The sequence below is a fragment of the Streptomyces sp. NPDC127190 genome, from assembly GCF_042672505.1.
Taxonomy (GTDB): domain Bacteria; phylum Actinomycetota; class Actinomycetes; order Streptomycetales; family Streptomycetaceae; genus Streptomyces.
This window is the reverse complement of record NZ_JBHXVE010000015.1, coordinates 113,409-129,949: the sequence shown is the minus strand read 5'-3', so window position 1 is coordinate 129,949 and position 16,541 is coordinate 113,409. Positions and strand designations below refer to the sequence as shown.

The window sequence follows — 16,541 nt, the reverse complement described above, 5'->3', positions numbered from 1 at the left end:
CACGACCCCCGCACGCCCGTGACCTGCCCGGACTTCCGGCGGGATAGGCCGTGTGGGGGTCGTCGGCGACACCCGTTCACCGCAGTGCCGCCCGCCTGCCCGGCAAGCGGAACTCCCCGACTGCGACTTACCTCGGTAGCGAACGAGCCGACCGGACACGCCGGACGGACAAGCCGAACCGCGAGCCCTTGGGGAGCACCATGCGACGCCGACGCCTCGCCCGTCTGCTGACCGGCACCGCGCTCGCCGCGGCCGCGGCGGGACTCGCCGCGGCACCCGCGTACGGCGGCGCGGCCGGCCGCCTCGACGTGTACCCGTCCACGGTGGCGCCCGGCGCACAGGTCACGGTGAACACCGCGGTGTGCGGTGAGAAGGGCTCCGCGACCGGGGATGCGGGCGCGGTCGGTGCCGGGACGTTCACGCTGGCGCCCAGCACGCACGAGGGCGAGGCGATCGGCCAGTTCCGGGTGCCGTCGAGCGCGCAGCCGGGGACGTACGAGATCGTCGCCAAGTGCGCCGAGGGCGACCGCCAGGCGACGGGCGACCTGGTGGTCGCGCTGAGCGCGGCGCACGAGCAGGTGCAGCCGCGGGGCAGCCTGAAGACGGGGGTCGGCGGCGCACTCGGCCCCGACCCCGTGCAGACCGCGGCGGGCCTGGCGGCGCTGGCCGTCGCCGCCGCGGGCGGTACCTGGCTCCTGCATCGCCGGGCGAGAGGCGACGGGATCTGACGGACACCCTCCGCTGTCCGTCCGCCGGTACCGCACGCCCCACCCCCTCCGGGTCCGATGCCCCTCGCGGCCCGGAGGGGGAGGGGCCCAGCCTCGGGGGTCCGCCGTCAGGGTTCGCCTCCACGAGAGGGGGTTCGCATGCGCAGGACCGCCAGGACCGTCAGGATCGCGAGAACGGCCGGACCCGCCGGGACCGCCAGGCTCGGCGACACCGCGATAGCCGCCCTCACCGTCGTCGCCCTCTGCTCGGGCGTATGGCTGCTCGGCGGTGGCACCGGGACACACGCCCCGCCGCCCCAGCCGTCGGCCGCCGAGGGCCGGGCCACCGGCCCGCACGGCGGCGAGCAGCCCGCCGCTCCCGCGCTGCCGCCCTCCCCTCCCCGGCGCATCCGTATCCCCGCGATCCACGTGGACGCGCCGCTCATGGGACTGGCCCTCACCCGCTCCGGCAGCCTGGACGTCCCGCCCGCCGACCGGAAGAACCTGGCCGGCTGGTACGAGGCCGGCACCACCCCCGGCGAGACGGGCACCGCGATCGTCGCCGGCCATGTCGACAACGCCGAGGGCCCGGCCGTCTTCTACGGCCTCGGCGCGCTCCGCCGGGGCGCCGTCGTCGAGGTGGACCGCAGCGACGGCACGGTGGCCGTGTTCACGGTGGACGCGGTCGAGGTCTACCCGGCCCGCGACTTCCCCGACGAGAAGGTCTACGGCGCCGCCCCCCGCCCCGAACTCCGGGTGATCACCTGCGGCGGCGGCTACTCACGGACCACCGGCTACCAGGGCAACGTGGTCGTCTTCGCCCACCTGACGGGGAGCCGGCCCCTGGCCGAGGAAAGCCCCAGCCGGCCCATCCCCGAGGAAGAACCCCCCGGAGAATCGTCCTAGGCGGCCCCGGTCGTCCGGCGGATCACGTCCAGGGTGTGCCGTACCGTGCGCGCCGTGCTGTCCCGCATCCGCTCGATCGTGGCGGCGTCCGGTCCGGCCGCGGCGTCCTCGCCGTGGAAGGTGATCTCGCTGGCGAAGCTCAGGGTGAGTCCGCCGTCCGCGTCCTGGCCGATCTCGTTGTGGATCACCCAGGTGGCCCGGTCGTCGTCACGGTGGAAGCTGACCCGCCGGCCCGGCCGGAAGACGACGTCCTCCCTGATCCGCTCACCCCGCACGACCACCTCCCGCACCAGGCCGTCGGCCCGGCGCTCCAGCACCGTGCACTCGGACATGCCCTCGATGAAGGGGACGGCGTTCTCGGCCTTCCGCCGCAGCCCGTCCCACAGCTCGTCCCGGTCGAGCCGGTACTGCCCCTCCTCGGCGGGGTCGTTGACGGGCTGGGTGACCTCGATGCGTATCACGTCGATCACTGCGACTCCGGGAGACGGTCGGTCCGAAAGCTTCTCGATCCGTCAACCCGCCTGAGATCCCGCTCTATTCCGCGAGACTACGGCCATGGATCTGCTGTCGCTGCGCTACTTCCAGGCCGTGGCCCGCCACCAGCACATCAGCCGGGCCGCGGCCGAACTCCGGGTCGCCCAGCCGTCTGTGAGCCGGACCATCATCCGGCTGGAGGCGGAACTCGGCGTCCCGCTGTTCGACCGCCCGGGCCGCCGGGTCCGGCTGAACGAGCACGGGGCCGCCTTTCTGCGCCGGGTCGACCGGGCGCTGGCCGAACTCGACGACGCCCAGCGGGAGATGGCCGACGCCTCGGGTGCCGGTCCGGGCCGGATCGCCGTCGCCGCCGAGACCCTGCTCCAGCTGTCCGACGTGCTGTCCGCCTTCCGGGCGCTGCGCCCCGAGGCGAAGGTGCGCCTGTTCCAGGCCCCGGTGGACGCCATGGCGCGCCATCTGGCCGGCGGGGACGTGGACTTCGCGCTGGCGTCCCAGCCGCTGGCCGGGCCGGAACTGCGCTCGGTGGAGCTGGTGCGGGAGGAGGTCCTGCTGGCGGTGCCGCCCGGGCACCGGCTGGCCGGACGGGACCGCGTCACCGTCGCCGAGCTGGCCGCCGAGGAGTTCGTCAGCACCCGCCCCGGACACTGGCAACGGGTTCTGCTGGAGCGGCTCTTCGCCCGGGAGGGGCTGACCCCCCGGGTGGTCTGCGAGGGTGACGAAGCCGCCGCCACCCCGGGGCTGATCGGCGCCGGGCTGGGCATCGGTCTGATGCCGGCCGTCGCCCGGCGGGCCCTCGGCGACGACGGCCGTGTGGCCTGGCTGCACCTGGACGCCCCGGACTGCCATCGCACGCTGACCCTGGTGTGGCGCCGGCACGCCTATCTCTCGCCCGCCGCGCAGGACTTCCGCAGGCTGGCCACCGAGCGGTTCGCCCTGTCCGACGGGCACTTCATACCCGATGCGCCATGAGCACATGACGGGATCGGTCGTGGAAGGCATGAGCGCCCGGCACTAGCGTCGTACACGCCCGTCCACCCGGTCCGACCAGGGAGAACACCCGCGATGAGCCAGCACCCCGGCACCGCCGAGGCCGGTTTCCGCAGTTACGTGGAGGCCGTCCTGCACACCCTGTCCGCCGACCCGTCCCGCGCCGCCGTCACCACCGCCGAGGGGCGGGTGATCAGCGCGGGGGAGTTCCGGGACCAGGTCCTCCGGCTCGGCGCGGAACTCGCCGCGCGCGGGGTGGGCCGCGGCACCACCGTCACCCTGCTCACCGGCAACACCGCCGAGGCACTGACCGCCCGCTACGCCGCCAATCTCGCCGGCGCCCGGGTGGTCGGCCTCTACGAGGGCATGAGCGCGCAGGTCATGGCCGCCCTGATGGCGAGCACGGACTGCGCCCTGCTCCTGGTGGACGGCCGGCAGCAGGGGCCCGCACGGGAACTGGCGGGCGTACCCGGCACTCCCCCGATGCTCCGCCTCGGACCCGGCGGCCTCGCCGAGGACGGCCCGGGCGAGGACGGCCCGGCCGAAGGCGGCCTCGCTGGAGACACGCTCGCCCAGGACATCGAAGACGTCCTCGCCGCGGCCGCCCGGCGCCCCGCACGGCCGATGACCGCTCCGGTCGGCCCGGACGACGACTGGTGCATCCGGCACACCGGCGGCACCACCGGCATCCCCAAGGGCATCCGGATGCGTCACGGCTCGTACCTGAGCACCCTGGACCGGGGCCTCGCGGGCGCCGGCGACCCGCCCCGCTTCCTGGCCTGCACCCCCCTCGCGCATCTCGCCGGCATCCTCGCCGACATGGCGCTGTACCAGGGCGGCTCGGTGGTCCTGCGGCACAGCTTCGAGCCCGGGGACGTGCTCGCCGCGATCGAGCGCGAGCGCATCACCCACACCTGGCTGCTGCCGCCGCTGCTCTACCAGTTGCTGGACCACCCGGACCTGCCCGGCACCGACCTGTCCGGCCTGAGCCGGGTCACCTACGGCGGCACGGCCGCCTCACCGGCCCGGCTGCGCCAGGCGGCCAAGGCCCTGGGACCCGTGCTCTACGGCCTGTACGGGCAGGCCGAGACCCAGCACATCACGGAGGCGGGGCCCGGTGACGTGGAGCGGACCGGCCCGGGCGGACATCTGACCGTCGGCCGGGCCCTGCCCGGGGTGGAGATCGCCGTCCGGGACGCCGACGGCACCACCCTGCCGCCCGGCGAACGCGGCGAGGTGCAGGTGCGCTCGCCGTATGTGATGAGCGGGTACTGGAAGCAGCCGGAGCTGACCGCGCAGGTGCTGCGGGACGGCTGGGTGCACACCGGCGACGTCGGCTGTCTGGACGAGGACGGCTTTCTCTACCTCGTGGACCGGATCAAGGAGATGATCGTGGTCGTCGGGGGCCATGTGTATCCGGCGGAGCTGGAGGAGCTGCTGCTCGGCCATCCGGGGGTGGCCCGGTGCGCGGTCTTCGGCGTGCGGGACGAGGAGTCGGTGGAGCATGTCCACGCGGCCGTGGTGCCCGCCGCCGGGCACCGGCCCTCGCTCGCGGAGATCCGGGACCATGTCACCGCCCGCAAGGGGCGCCTCTACGCCCCCGACGCCCTGCACCTGGTCCCGGACATCCCGCTGACGGCGGCCGGCAAGCCGGACAAGCGGCTGCTGCGGTCCACGCTGGCCGGACAGGACTGAGCGGGTCCTACGCCAGCCACTGCTCGTACGCCAGATTCGCCACCAGCGCGAACACCACCGTCAGCAGCACGCCCCGGACGAACCCGCTGCCCTTCTTCAGCGCGGTGCGGGCGCCGAGCATGCCGCCGGCGAGGTTGAACGCGGCCAGCAGCGCGGCCAGTTGCCACAGGACCGTGCCCTGCCAGGCGAACATCGCGAGAGCCCCGGCATTGGTGCAGCAGTTGACGATCTTGGCGGTGGCGGAGGCGGTGACCAGGTCCAGCGGGAGCAGCGCGGTGAGCGTGAGGACCAGGAAGGTACCGGTGCCGGGGCCGATCAGGCCGTCGTAGCCGCCGATGCCGAGGCCGGCCAGGCCGATCGCGGCGAGCTTCTGCCGGCGGGTGGCCGGGCCCGCCGCCGGTGCCGTGCCGAAGGCCGGGCGCAGGATCACGAAGGCCGCGACCCCGAGCAGCACCACCATGATCACCGGCTTGAGCACCTCCGTACTCATCCCGGCGGCGAAGAAGGCCCCGGCGGAGGAACCGGCGAGCGCGGCCAGGCCGATGCGCACCGCCATGCCGACGTCCAGCGGCGCCCGGCGCGCGTAGGTCACGGCCGCGCCGCTCGTCCCCACGATCGCGACCGCCTTGTTGGTGCCGAGCACGGAGGCAGCCGGGGTCGCGGCGGGCAGGCCGAGCAGCAGGGCCGGCAGAAGCAGCAGCCCGCCCCCGCCGACCACCGCGTCGATCCATCCAGCCGCCAGGGCGGCCACACACAGCAGGGCTACGACGGTCACGGGTATGTCGGGCATGATCACGACCCTAGAGCAGCACGCGACCGCCCCGCCGCCCCTGCGGAACCCTCACAGCCCTCCCCGCCGCCCGCGCGGGACCCTCACACCCCCGGCGCGCCCCCGCTGAGGGCAGCGTTCCGCACGGGAAACAGAGGTGATGCTGCCGGGTAACGTCGGGGACGCACGCTCAGGGACATGACCTCGAATACGCGTGTGGTGGTGATCGGCGCCGGCCTCGCGGGCGTACGGCTCGCCCGGCGGCTCGGCGAGCTGGGCACGCCCGCGCTGCTCGTCGGCGAGGAGGAGCACCCGCCGTACAACCGGGTGCTGCTCGCCGAGGTGCTGGCCGGCCGGTACGCCCCCGAGGTGATCGGCCTCCCGGCCCCCGATGGCCTGCTGCGTACCCGGGTCACCGGGATCGACCGGTCCGGGCGGACCGTCGAGTGCGCCGACGGCACCTCGATCGCATACGGCACCCTGGTCCTCGCGACCGGCTCCAACCCGGTACTGCCGCCGCTGCGCGGTCTGTTCACCCCCGGCCACCAGCTGCCCGAGGGCGTCCACGCGTTCCGCACCATGGACGACTGCCTGGGGCTGGCCAAGGCGGTCCGGCCGGGGGTGCGCGCGGTCGTCGTCGGCGGCGGGCTGCTCGGGGTCTCCGCGGCCCGCGCGCTCGCCGTGCGCGGCGCCCAGGTGGTCCTCGCCCAGCAGGCCGAGCGGCTGATGGAACGCCAGCTCGACCCGGACGCCTCCCGCCTGGTGCTGCGGCATCTGACGGACCTGGGCGTCGAGGTGCACACCGAGTGCCGGGTGCGCAACGTGCGCTCGGTCGCGGGCGCGGTCCGCTCGGTGGAACTGGCCGACGGCTACGCGCTCGACGCCGACCTGGTGGTCCTCGCCTGCGGGGTGCGGCCGCGCACCGGTCTGGCGGAGCAGGCGGGACTCGCCGTGCACCAGGGCATCCTGGTGGACGACGAACTGCGCACCTCCGACCCGCACATCCGCGCCGTCGGCGACTGCGTCCAGCACCGCGGCACGGTCTACGGCCTGGCCGCCCCGGCGCTGGAACAGGCCGACGCGCTGGCCGGACTGCTCGCCGGGGACCCGGACGCGCGCTACACCGGCACCCGTTCCCTGACCCGGCTCACCCTCACCGGACCCGACGCGCCGTTCGACCTCGCCGCCTTCGGCGAGCCGGAGGCGCGCCCCGGCGACGACGTGGTGCGGCTCGCCGACGCCACCCGGGGCACCTATCGCAAGGTCGTCGTCCGCGACGACCGCCTGGTCGGCGGGGTCCTCGTCGGCGAACTCGGCACCGTCGGCGCGCTCGCCCGCGCCTGGGAGGGAGCAGAGCCGCTCCCCGACGACGGCCCCCTGCTGCACCTGCTCACGAATGACGGAGGCTCCTGATGTCCACGACCGCACCTGCCGGGGACCGCCCCACGATCGTGCTCGTCGGCCATGGCATGGTCGGCCAGCGCTTCCTCGAAGCGCTCGGCGAACGCGGTCTGACCGCGACGCACCGCGTGGTCGTGCTGTGCGAGGAGCCGCGTCCGGCCTACGACCGGGTCCAGCTGACCTCCTACTTCGCCGGCCGCACCCCGGAGGACCTGTCCCTGACGGACCTCGACTTCATCGCGGAGCACGGCATCGAGCTGCACCTCGGCGACCCGGCGGAGACGATCGACCGGGCGGCGCGCACGGTGACCGCCCGCTCCGGGCTGACCGTCGGCTACGACGTGCTGGTCCTGGCCACCGGCTCCTACCCGTTCGTGCCGCCGGTGCCGAACAAGGACGCCGCGGGCTGCTTCGTCTACCGGACCATCGAGGACCTGCTGGCCATCGAGGAGTACGCGAAGGCGAGGGCGACGACGGGTGCCGTGGTCGGCGGCGGGCTGCTGGGCCTGGAGGCGGCCGGCGCGCTGAAGGGCCTCGGACTCGACACGCACATCGTGGAGTTCGCGCCGCGGCTGATGCCGGTGCAGGTGGACGAGGGCGGTGGCGCGGCGCTGCTGCGCACCATCGAGGGCATGGGCCTGACCGTGCACACGGGCACCGGCACCCAGGAGATCGTCGTCGGCGACGACGGCTCGGTCACCGGGATGAAGCTGTCCGACGGCTCGCGACTCGACGTCGACATGGTGGTGTTCAGCGCCGGTGTCCGGCCCCGCGACCAGCTGGCCCGGGAGTGCGGCCTCACGGTCGGCGAGCGCGGCGGCATCGCCGTGGACGAGCAGTGCCGTACGGTCGGCGACCCGCGGGTGTTCGCGATCGGCGAGTGCGCGCTGGCGGCGGACGGCCGGGTGTACGGCCTGGTGGCGCCCGGCTACGAGCAGGCGGAGACGGCCGCGGCCACCATCGCCGCCGACGAGGCGTCCTTCACCGGCGCCGACCTGTCCACCAAGCTGAAGCTGCTCGGCGTCGACGTGGCCTCCTTCGGCGACGCGCACGGCACCACCGAGGACTGCCTGGACGTCGTCTACTCCGACTCCCGCGCGGGCCTGTACAAGAAGCTGGTCATCGGCAAGGACGGCACGCTGCTCGGCGGCATCCTGGTCGGTGACGCGGAGGCGTACGGCACTCTGCGGGCCCTGACCGGTTCGGTGCCGCCCGTCTCCCCCGAGTCGCTCGTCCTGCCCGCGGGAGCGGACGCGGGGGCCCGGCTCGGCCCGTCGGCGCTGCCCGACGAGGCGATCGTCTGCTCCTGCCACAACGTCAGCAAGGGCGCCATCCGCGAGGCGGTGACGGAGCACCGGTGCACCAGCGTGCCCGAAGTGAAGAAGTGCACCAGGGCGGGCACCGGCTGCGGCAGTTGCGTCAAGGTGCTGGGCCAGCTGGTGGACGCCGAGCTGGAGGCGTCCGGCATCGAGGTGGACACGGGGCTGTGCGGCTGCTTCGGGCAGACCCGCGAGGAGCTGTACGAGATCGTCCTGGCGCTGCGGATCACGTCGTACCGGGACCTCCTCGACCGCTACGGCCGGGAGGGCGCCCGGGGCGGCGACGGCTGCGAGGTGTGCAAGCCGGCGGTGGCCTCGATCATCGCCTCCCTGGCCCCGACGATCGGCGCGAGCGGCTATGTCCTCGACGGCGAGCAGGCGGCGCTCCAGGACACCAACGACCACTTCCTCGCCAACCTCCAGAAGAACGGCTCGTACTCGGTCGTGCCGCGCATCCCCGGCGGGGAGATCGCCCCCGAGAAGCTGATCGTGATCGGTGAGATCGCCCGGGACTTCGGCCTCTACACGAAGATCACCGGCGGCCAGCGGATCGACATGTTCGGCGCGCGGGTCGAGCAGCTGCCGCTCATCTGGGCGCGGCTGGTGGACGCCGGCTTCGAGTCCGGGCACGCGTACGGCAAGTCGCTGCGCACGGTGAAGTCCTGCGTGGGCCGGACCTGGTGCCGCTACGGCGTCCAGGACTCCGTCCGCATGGCGATCGACCTGGAGCTGCGCTACCGCGGTCTGCGCTCCCCGCACAAGCTGAAGTCCGCGGTCTCGGGGTGCGCCCGCGAGTGCGCCGAGGCCCAGTCGAAGGACTTCGGGGTGATCGCCACCGCCAACGGCTGGAACCTGTACGTCGGCGGCAACGGCGGCGCGACCCCGCGCCACGCGGACCTGCTCGCCCAGGACCTGTCGGACGCCGAACTGGTCCGGCTGATCGACCGGTTCCTGATGTTCTACATCCGCACCGCCGACCGCCTGGAGCGCACCTCGACCTGGCTGGAGCGGATCCCGGGCGGCCTGGACCACGTCCGGGACGTGGTGGTGCACGACTCGCTCGGCATCTGCGACGAGCTGGAGAAGCTGATGCGGGCGCATGTCGCGCACTACCGCGACGAGTGGGCGGAGACCATCAACGACCCGGAGCGGCTCGCCCGGTTCGTGTCCTTCGTGAACGCCCCCGACACCCCCGACCCGGTGGTCGCCTTCGTCCCCGAGCGCGACCAGATCAAGCCCGACCTGCCGCTGCTGTCCATCGGCACGCGGCCCGCCGGAACCCCGGCCGACGTCCTGGAAGGAAGCGCCCAGCGATGACCCTGGCACTCGAGACCACCACCGACCTGAAGATCGAGCTGCGGCTGGCCGACGGCTGGCTCCCGGTCTGCGACCTGCACCGGCTGGTACCGGGCCGTGGAGTGGCGGCCCTGCTGCCGGACGGCCGCCAGGTGGCGCTCTTCCGGGACCGTACCGACCGGGTGTACGCCATCGGCAACGTCGACCCGTTCACCGGCGCGGCCGTCCTCTCGCGCGGCCTGACCGGCACCCACCAGGGCCGCCCGTTCGTCTCCTCCCCGCTGCTGAAGCAGCGCTTCGACCTGGCCAGCGGGGAGTGCCTGGACGACGAGTCGGTGCGGGTGCCGGTGTACGAGGTGCGCCGCGCCTGACCCGGCCGGTGCTCTCAGTCGATCCCCGACCGCTCCACCCCGGCCACGATCCACCGCTGGAAGCACAGGAACACCACCAGCAACGGCAGGACCGACACGACCGCCGCGAGGAACAGTTCGTGCAGCCGTACGACCTGGGAGGTGGTGAAGGCCGACAGCGCGACCTGCACCGTCCAGGCGTTCCGGTCCTGCCCGATCACCAGCGGCCAGAGGAAGGAGTTCCACGCTCCGAGGAACACGATCGTCCCGACGGCCGCGAACACCGGCCGCGCGTTCGGCACGACCACGAGCCAGTACGTGCGCCAGTACCCGAGCCCGTCCACCTGTGCCGCGTCCTCCAACTCCCTTGGAAAGCCCAGGAAGTACTGCCGGAAGACGAAGCAGGCGAAGGCGGAGAACAGCGTCGGTACGATCAGCCCGCGCAGCGTGGAGACCCAGCCCAGCGAGGACACCAGGACGAAGCTGGGGACGAAGGTGACGGCGGCCGGGACGAGCAGGGTGCCGAGGATGCCGTAGAAGACCTTGTTCGCGTGCCGGTACGGGATGCGCGCGAGGCCGTACCCCGCGAGGGAGGCCAGGAGCAGGGTGCCGGCCGTCGTCGCGACGGCGATCAGCGCGGAGTTGAGCAGGGACCGCGCGAACGGCACGGACGGGTCCTGGAACAGCTCCGCGACATTCCCCCATCGCACCTCATGGGGCAGGAAGGTCCACTGCGGCGAGGTGATGTCCTGCTCGCTGGAGAGCCCGTTGCGGAGCAGCAGATAGAAGGGGACGAGGAAGACGACGGCGAGCACGAGGAGCAGCACCGTCCGCAACGCCCGCCCCGCCCGCACCAGAGAGTCACCCATCGGCGTCCGCCCTCCCCAGCCGCAGCCACCGCGCCTGTCCGACCGTGACGACCGCGATGATCAACGCGAGGATCACCGCGCCGGCGCTGCCGAGCCCGAGATCCTGCCCCTGCCCCAGAGCGACGTAGTACAGATAGACCAACGGCGGCCGGGCATACGGCGGATAACCCCGCGCATCCGACAACAGATTATAAAACTCGTCAAAAGCCTGAAAGGCGTTGACGACGAGCAGCAGCACCACCGCGACCGAGGTGGCGCGCAGCTGGGGCAGGGTGATGTGCCGCAGCACCGTCCAGCCGGGCCGGGCCCCGTCCACGGCGGCCGCCTCGTACAGCACCGGATCGATCCGCTGAAGCCCCGCGAGGAAGAGGATCATGTAGAACCCGGCCTGCAACCACAGCCGTACGGTCACGATGACGAGCCAGTACCAGGGCGGATCCGCACTCGCCAGCCAGGCGACGGGATCACCCCCGAACCAGCCCAGCACGGTGTTGACCAGCCCGAACCGCACCCCGCTGAAGAGCGACATCTTCCACACGAGGGCCGCGACCACATAACTGCACGCGGCCGGAAGGAAGAACACGGACCGGAAGAAGGCGCGCGCCCACCGCACCCGGTTGACCATCAGCGCGAGGGAGAGCGAGACGAGGTAAGTGACGGGCACAATGAACGCGGCAAAAGCAAGAAAAGTACCTAAACTGCTCCTGAACGCCCCATCCTCGACCATTCTCAGATAATTGCCGAGTCCGACGAAGTGGGTGGGCATGACGGTGTTGTGCGCGTCGAAGAAGCTCAGCGCGACGCTCCACAGCAACGGAACATAGGTGAAGAGAACAAGCCCGCCGACGAACGGCCCGACGAACACCCAGAACCACAGCGCCCGCCGCGCCCTCACGACGCACTCCCGCCCTTCTTCACCCGCCTCAATTCCTCCTCCGCCTTCGCTACGACCCCCCGCATTTCCCGCTCCGGATCGGCGCCGTCCCTGATGATCCGGCTGAGGGCGTCCTGGTAGGCGGTCTGGGCGGCCGGGGTCCACAGCAGCGGCTGGGCGTAGCCGTGGTCGGTGGCGAACCGGACCGCGTCGGCGGCGGCACCGGAGCGGAGCGCGGCGGCCTTCTTGGCGAGGGAGATCCGTGCCGGAATATGAAACCCATATCCCAGCGCGAAATCCTCCTGGTATTCCGTCTTCTCCACCCACAGCCACCGCACGAACTCCTTGGCGGCCTCCCGGTGCCGGCTGCGTGCGCTGACGGCGGCGGCGTAGGCGCCGACGGGCGCGGCGGGCCGCCCGGCGCTGCCGTCCGCCGGGAAGGGCAGCACCCCGAAGTCGTCCCCCAGCTCCTTCCTCACCTGCGGCAGCGCCCACAGCCCGGACCACTGCATCGCGGTGAGCCCCTGCACGAAGGCCGACGGATCCGACCAGTCGCTGGGCGCGCCGAGCAGCAGCGACTTCTCGGCGTACAGCCGGTGCAGCTTGCCCAGGGTGCGGGCGGCGGCGGAATCGGCGAAGCCGACCTTCCCCTCCGTGGTGACCAGCTCGAGCCCGGCCGCGTAGAGCGGAGTCGCCCCCAACGCCCCGGCACCGCCGTCGTTGCCGAGGAAGATCCCCTTCACCGCCCCCTTGGTGAGCTTCCGGGCCGCGTCCACGAGGGCGTCCACGGTGCGGGGCGGCTCGACCCCGGCCTCGCTCAGCAGACTCTTGCGGTAGTAGAGCAACTGCATGTCGACGACCTGCGGAATCCCGAAGACCCGCCCCTCGTACGTCTTCGGCCCGAGCACGGCCGGGTTGAAGTCGCCCCTGACGCCCTCCAGCAGATCGCTGAGATCGACCACCTGCCCGCCCTGGATCTGGTCCAGGGTGGGCCCGTTGACCTCGAACACATCGGGCCCGGAGTCGGTGAGCAGCGCGGCGGCGGTCTGCTGGTCGTAGTTCCCCGGCCGCCACTGCACCTCGACCCGGGCCTTCTTGTAGGCGGCGGCATACCGCTCGACGGCCTGCTCGGTACCGGGCTCGCCGTACTGGTGATACCACTGCGACAGCGAGTCCCCGGCTCCTCCGCCGCGCCCGTTGTTCCCTCCGCAACCGGTCAGCACCCCGGCGGCTGTGGCCGCCAGCAGCGTCCTACGGCTGATGCTGGTCATCTCGTGCCCCCTGACGTCCGCCATCGATGCACGGCCCAACGATCAGCCATCCCCCCGGATTACGAAAGACCGCCTCCCCCACCCCCTCAATCCCGCCGAATCAACTCCGGATCAATCCGCCTCCCGAGCAACGGAAACGAGCCGAGGGCGGCGATGAGGAGGAGGGCGAGGGCGGCGATGAGAAGGAGGGGGAGGCCTTGGGAGTCCCAGAGGACCGGTTCGCCGCCGCCCGTCAAATAGCTGGACTCCACTAGCTTTCCGGTGATCACGGCCAGCACCAGCCCCACCGCCAACGGCATCACCACCTGCGCCACCTGTACGGCACGCATTGTGCGAGCACGCGCGCCGAGCAAGGTGAGGGCGGTGATATGGGAGCGGCGCTCCAGGATTCGGTCGATGACGGCGACCATGTAGGCGGCTACGCCGATGACAAGGCCCAGGACCATGCCAACGCAGAGAAGCGTTCTGACAATGACAGCTGCTTGAAGCGCATCGGTATTGACACCTTGCACGGTCACTTCGGCGGTGGGAGCGACACGACCGATGCCGTCGAAGACCCTGCGCACGGTCTGTGGGCCGGAGTCGCTGAGCAGGGTGAGAAACGCCTCCGCAGGACGTACCCCTTTGGGCAGCATGGCGGGCGGGACGAGGATCGATCCACTTTCGAAGACCGAGACCATGCGCTGGTCGCGGTATCGCAGGATCCGTTCCGGCGCCGTGAACTCGACCCGACGGTGTCCTTCCATCTGGATGACGAGTCTCCCGTGCACGGGGTCCTCCCCCGGCTGCTCGGGGTCCGACAGTCGCAGCGGCTGTCCGTCGACGCACTTGTCGACCCGGGACACCACGGCACGGAGTTGGGCACACGTCGCCACCACCAGCTGAGAGGACGACTCGGCATCGGAGGCACCGACGCGCTCCGCGGACGCGGTGACGATATGGGCGCGTACGTGCGGAAGCCTCGCGAGGGCTTGCTGCCCGGCTGCGTCGAACTGATCCGTTGCCAGGTCGTACTGCAGAACCGGGAAGTCCGTTGTGGCGGCCCGGTCCATGTCGATGAGGACTCCCTGGACGAGCGAGACCGCGAACACCAGCAGAACCAGGCCGGCGGCCACTCGGAGCGCACCCCCCGGCTCGGCCTCGTTGCGCCGCATGGCGAGGCCGAGCGTGAGCGAGCGGGTGGAGTCGGCGATCCACCGCGCTGTGAAGCTGCACAGGGCCGGCAGGGCCGTCACGAGTCCGATGCCTGTCAGCACGGCTGCGGTGGGGATGAGAACGGCGTAGGTCGCCGTCTCCTGAGGTACGTACCCCAGCGCCCCGGCGATGCAATAGGCGGCGGCGATGCCCGTCCCGGCAAGCAGCGGCAGAAACCCCAGACTCGAAGGGGCTTTGGCGACGGCGTTCCTGCGAGCGGCCAGCGGGTTGAGAACAGCGTTCCGCGCACTGGCTCGCCCAACGAACCAGGCGAGCACCGGGCAGCCGACCAGGCAGGTGAAGAGGGTCGAGCCGGACAGCGCGCCGTCACTGGGATACCAGGTGAATCCGGGTAGACCGACGCGCGCGCCGAGCTGGTTCAGAATCCAGTACTCACCGAGTCCCAAGACAGCGCCGAACCAGGCGGCCACAACCGTCTCGGTGGCGTTCACCCGGCGCACGTCCTTGGCACTCATGCCCAGCAGCCGGAGTGCTGCCAGCCGACGGGCCCGCTCAGCGGCGGAGAGACGGGCGCATACGGAGAGGAACACGACAAGCGGCAGCAGTACGGCACCGGACATGGTGTACCGCAGCATGTCGAGCGCCGGCGGCTCGAGGGTGGAAGGCGGGACCCAGTCGTGCCCGAAGCCCGAAAGGGCGTAGCCGTCGCGGAGTTGATCGCGGCCGATACCGACGAACGCGACGAGTTCCCCCGGACGCGCCAGCCCCTGCGGGCCGACGATCCCGCGTTCCCGACCTGGCAGGCGTTGGGCCAGCGAGGTGTCCTTGCGCAGCAGTTCGTGCAGCCTCGGGGACACGTAGAAGTCTCCGCGCTCCGGGAAGTGCGTCAGCCCTGGTGGGGGCGTGACGGACTTCGCACCGCGTGCCAGGAAGATCCGGGTGAGGGGCCGCGAGTCGTAAGGGTCGGTGCGTTCCAGCCCGCGAGGATAGGCGTCCGCTTCGGAGGGGGGTGCGGAGGTCAGCTGCCGGGCCGCTACGCGTGCGTCCTGTGCCGCGAGCATTCCGGGGATCGTAAGCACGATGGCCAGGCAGCACACGCCGATCGATACGCCGACCACCATCAGCGCGAATCGCGCCCGGTTGCCTCGGCCGCTGCCGAGCAGCAGCCGCAGCCCCAGAAGGAATTCCATCACCGGGCTGCCCGATCCTGCCCGGTGAGTACACCATCCACCATGCGGTATCTGGTGTCCGCCCGGTCCGCTACCTCCGTGTCATGGGTGACCAGGACCACGGCGGAACCCTGCGAGCGAGCCAGCGTGAGGAACTCCTCCAACACCGTGTGTGCGCTCACGCTGTCGAGTGAGCCGGTCGGCTCGTCGGCGAAGACGACCGTCGGCCTGTGCACCAGTGCGCGTGCCACCGCAGCTCGCTGACTCTGGCCTCCGGACACCTGCGCGGGACGGCGCTCCCGCACCTCGCTCAGTCCCAGTCGGCCGAGCACTTCTCCTGCGGTGGCGAGCGCCTCCTTCTTGCGTTGCCCTGCCAGCCGCAGGGGCAGCGCCGCGTTCTCCTCCACCGTGAGTTCCGGCAGGAGTTCGCCGTATTGGAAGACGAACCCGAACCGGTCGCGGCGCAGGGAACTCAGCTCGTCGTCGCCGAGTTCCCCCAGCTTCCTGCCCTCGAACCGGACTTCGCCGGCGCTGACGGGCAGAACCCCGGCCAGGCAGTACAGCAGCGAGGACTTGCCCGAACCGCTCGGCCCTGTGATGGCGGCGATCTCCCCCCGCCGCACTGCGATGCTGGCACCTTTAACGGCTGCGGAAGAGCCGTAGGAGAGATGGATCTCCCGAGCAATCAGGATCTCGGACACCACGAGTTCCTCAGCTCTAACGGTGGGTGGAGAAATGCACGCCGTTGGTGCAGTCGTCCCACCTGAGCGCACCCCTGTCGAGGCAGACGCTGATGTCGGCGTCGTCCGTGTACAGCTGCGATCCCTCCCAGTTGGAGTGATGCATGCGGACCGTGGAGCGCTGCTTCCCGTAGTAATGGACCCAACCGCGATTCTCGACGCGAATCCGCACGTATCCGTTGCGCCCGTCCCCCGGGTCCAGGTCCTTCAGGGCGCCCCGCCATTCGAAGGCACCGTGGTTGTGGTGAGCCGGGTTGAACCGGTACTCGATGTCCTTGAGGACGACCTTCCTGTCCACCTCGATGGGATTGGCCTCCTTCCAGGACGACGCAAACGCCGTCCCCGCCCCCGCGAGAAACACCCCTGCCGCCAGCACACCCGCAAGCGCCTTCTTCATCACGCCACCTCTCTGCGATCGCAGCCACCCCAACCGGCAGCCCCATCACAGAACGTAGCGCCATGCTCACGCGACGAATCCTTTACCCTCGCTCCCCTCCACCACATCAGGTGATCCAGATCAAGACACCGGCCGAAACCC

The 16,541-nt window shown here is 71.6% G+C and carries 15 protein-coding genes; 7 read left to right on the top strand and 8 right to left on the bottom strand.

What is annotated here, in order from left to right; all coding sequences use genetic code 11:
* Positions 1–200 precede the first annotated feature (200 nt).
* Together ACFVIU_RS23190 and ACFVIU_RS23185 are read left to right on the top strand one after the other, a co-directional pair.
* The gene (locus ACFVIU_RS23190) at positions 201–728 is read left to right on the top strand and encodes a hypothetical protein (RefSeq protein WP_385844719.1); all 528 of its coding nucleotides are present in this window, start codon (positions 201–203) and stop codon (positions 726–728) included.
* A 138-nt stretch (positions 729–866) separates the two neighbouring features.
* Positions 867–1,613, top strand: a complete 747-nt coding sequence (locus tag ACFVIU_RS23185; protein WP_385844718.1) for a class F sortase — start codon at positions 867–869, stop codon at positions 1,611–1,613.
* Here ACFVIU_RS23185 and ACFVIU_RS23180 read toward each other — a convergent pair.
* Positions 1,610–2,083 carry an SRPBCC family protein gene (locus ACFVIU_RS23180; RefSeq protein ID WP_385844717.1) on the bottom strand — a complete coding sequence of 158 codons (474 nt, stop codon included), beginning with the start codon at positions 2,081–2,083 and terminating at the stop codon, positions 1,610–1,612. The two genes, ACFVIU_RS23185 and ACFVIU_RS23180, sit on opposite strands and share 4 nt — an antisense overlap.
* An 85-nt stretch (positions 2,084–2,168) precedes the next feature.
* Here ACFVIU_RS23180 and ACFVIU_RS23175 point away from each other — a divergent pair, with 85 nt between their 5' ends.
* Together ACFVIU_RS23175 and ACFVIU_RS23170 are read left to right on the top strand one after the other, a co-directional pair.
* Positions 2,169–3,077 (top strand): LysR family transcriptional regulator, encoded by a 909-nt coding sequence (locus ACFVIU_RS23175; protein ID WP_385844716.1) that lies wholly within the window; start codon positions 2,169–2,171, stop codon positions 3,075–3,077.
* 93 nt (positions 3,078–3,170) lie between these two features.
* Positions 3,171–4,790 carry an AMP-binding protein gene (locus ACFVIU_RS23170; protein ID WP_385844714.1) on the top strand — a complete coding sequence of 540 codons (1,620 nt, stop codon included), beginning with the start codon at positions 3,171–3,173 and terminating at the stop codon, positions 4,788–4,790.
* Between the two features lie 7 nt (positions 4,791–4,797).
* On the opposite strand, the gene ACFVIU_RS23165 is transcribed toward ACFVIU_RS23170, so the two are convergent.
* Positions 4,798–5,580 carry a sulfite exporter TauE/SafE family protein gene (locus ACFVIU_RS23165; RefSeq protein WP_385844713.1) on the bottom strand — a complete coding sequence of 261 codons (783 nt, stop codon included), beginning with the start codon at positions 5,578–5,580 and terminating at the stop codon, positions 4,798–4,800.
* 177 nt (positions 5,581–5,757) lie between these two features.
* Here ACFVIU_RS23165 and ACFVIU_RS23160 point away from each other — a divergent pair, with 177 nt between their 5' ends.
* Genes ACFVIU_RS23160 through nirD form a run of 3 tightly spaced genes read left to right on the top strand, consistent with a single transcriptional unit; the run spans position 5,758 to position 9,946 of the window.
* Entirely contained in the window at positions 5,758–6,972 is a 1,215-nt protein-coding gene (locus ACFVIU_RS23160; RefSeq protein ID WP_385844711.1) for an NAD(P)/FAD-dependent oxidoreductase, read from the top strand.
* On the top strand, positions 6,972–9,596 hold the full coding sequence (gene nirB / locus ACFVIU_RS23155; RefSeq protein ID WP_385844710.1) for a nitrite reductase large subunit NirB: 2,625 nt from the start codon (positions 6,972–6,974) through the stop codon (positions 9,594–9,596). Before ACFVIU_RS23160 ends, nirB begins: the two co-directional genes overlap by 1 nt.
* Entirely contained in the window at positions 9,593–9,946 is a 354-nt protein-coding gene (nirD, locus tag ACFVIU_RS23150; protein ID WP_385844708.1) for a nitrite reductase small subunit NirD, read from the top strand. Before nirB ends, nirD begins: the two co-directional genes overlap by 4 nt.
* Before the next feature lie 14 nt (positions 9,947–9,960).
* On the opposite strand, the gene ACFVIU_RS23145 is transcribed toward nirD, so the two are convergent.
* From ACFVIU_RS23145 to ACFVIU_RS23120, 6 genes are all read right to left on the bottom strand, one after another.
* Positions 9,961–10,794 carry a carbohydrate ABC transporter permease gene (locus tag ACFVIU_RS23145; RefSeq protein ID WP_385844707.1) on the bottom strand — a complete coding sequence of 278 codons (834 nt, stop codon included), beginning with the start codon at positions 10,792–10,794 and terminating at the stop codon, positions 9,961–9,963.
* Positions 10,787–11,689 (bottom strand): carbohydrate ABC transporter permease, encoded by a 903-nt coding sequence (locus ACFVIU_RS23140; RefSeq protein ID WP_385844705.1) that lies wholly within the window; start codon positions 11,687–11,689, stop codon positions 10,787–10,789. The genes ACFVIU_RS23145 and ACFVIU_RS23140 overlap by 8 nt, the downstream gene beginning before the upstream one ends.
* On the bottom strand, positions 11,686–12,939 hold the full coding sequence (locus ACFVIU_RS23135) for an ABC transporter substrate-binding protein (RefSeq protein WP_385844704.1): 1,254 nt from the start codon (positions 12,937–12,939) through the stop codon (positions 11,686–11,688). The genes ACFVIU_RS23140 and ACFVIU_RS23135 overlap by 4 nt, the downstream gene beginning before the upstream one ends.
* Positions 12,940–13,025: 86 nt before the next feature.
* Positions 13,026–15,284: an FtsX-like permease family protein gene (locus ACFVIU_RS23130; protein ID WP_385844703.1), complete on the bottom strand. Its 2,259-nt coding sequence runs from the start codon at positions 15,282–15,284 to the stop codon at positions 13,026–13,028.
* A complete protein-coding gene (locus tag ACFVIU_RS23125; RefSeq protein ID WP_385844702.1) occupies positions 15,284–15,964 on the bottom strand; it encodes an ABC transporter ATP-binding protein in 681 nt (226 codons plus the stop codon). Before ACFVIU_RS23125 ends, ACFVIU_RS23130 begins: the two co-directional genes overlap by 1 nt.
* Before the next feature lie 16 nt (positions 15,965–15,980).
* A complete protein-coding gene (locus ACFVIU_RS23120; protein ID WP_385844701.1) occupies positions 15,981–16,400 on the bottom strand; it encodes a hypothetical protein in 420 nt (139 codons plus the stop codon).
* Positions 16,401–16,541: the final 141 nt, after the last annotated feature.

Coding starts and splice junctions, on each gene's coding strand:
- ACFVIU_RS23190 (WP_385844719.1), top strand. CDS start 201: ATGCGACGCCGACGCCTCGCCCGTCTGCTGACCGGCACCGCGCTCGCC.
- ACFVIU_RS23185 (WP_385844718.1), top strand. CDS start 867: ATGCGCAGGACCGCCAGGACCGTCAGGATCGCGAGAACGGCCGGACCC.
- ACFVIU_RS23175 (WP_385844716.1), top strand. CDS start 2,169: ATGGATCTGCTGTCGCTGCGCTACTTCCAGGCCGTGGCCCGCCACCAG.
- ACFVIU_RS23170 (WP_385844714.1), top strand. CDS start 3,171: ATGAGCCAGCACCCCGGCACCGCCGAGGCCGGTTTCCGCAGTTACGTG.
- ACFVIU_RS23165 (WP_385844713.1), bottom strand. CDS start 5,580: ATGCCCGACATACCCGTGACCGTCGTAGCCCTGCTGTGTGTGGCCGCC.
- ACFVIU_RS23160 (WP_385844711.1), top strand. CDS start 5,758: ATGACCTCGAATACGCGTGTGGTGGTGATCGGCGCCGGCCTCGCGGGC.
- nirB (WP_385844710.1), top strand. CDS start 6,972: ATGTCCACGACCGCACCTGCCGGGGACCGCCCCACGATCGTGCTCGTC.
- nirD (WP_385844708.1), top strand. CDS start 9,593: ATGACCCTGGCACTCGAGACCACCACCGACCTGAAGATCGAGCTGCGG.
- ACFVIU_RS23145 (WP_385844707.1), bottom strand. CDS start 10,794: ATGGGTGACTCTCTGGTGCGGGCGGGGCGGGCGTTGCGGACGGTGCTG.
- ACFVIU_RS23135 (WP_385844704.1), bottom strand. CDS start 12,939: ATGACCAGCATCAGCCGTAGGACGCTGCTGGCGGCCACAGCCGCCGGG.
- ACFVIU_RS23130 (WP_385844703.1), bottom strand. CDS start 15,284: ATGGAATTCCTTCTGGGGCTGCGGCTGCTGCTCGGCAGCGGCCGAGGC.
- ACFVIU_RS23120 (WP_385844701.1), bottom strand. CDS start 16,400: ATGAAGAAGGCGCTTGCGGGTGTGCTGGCGGCAGGGGTGTTTCTCGCG.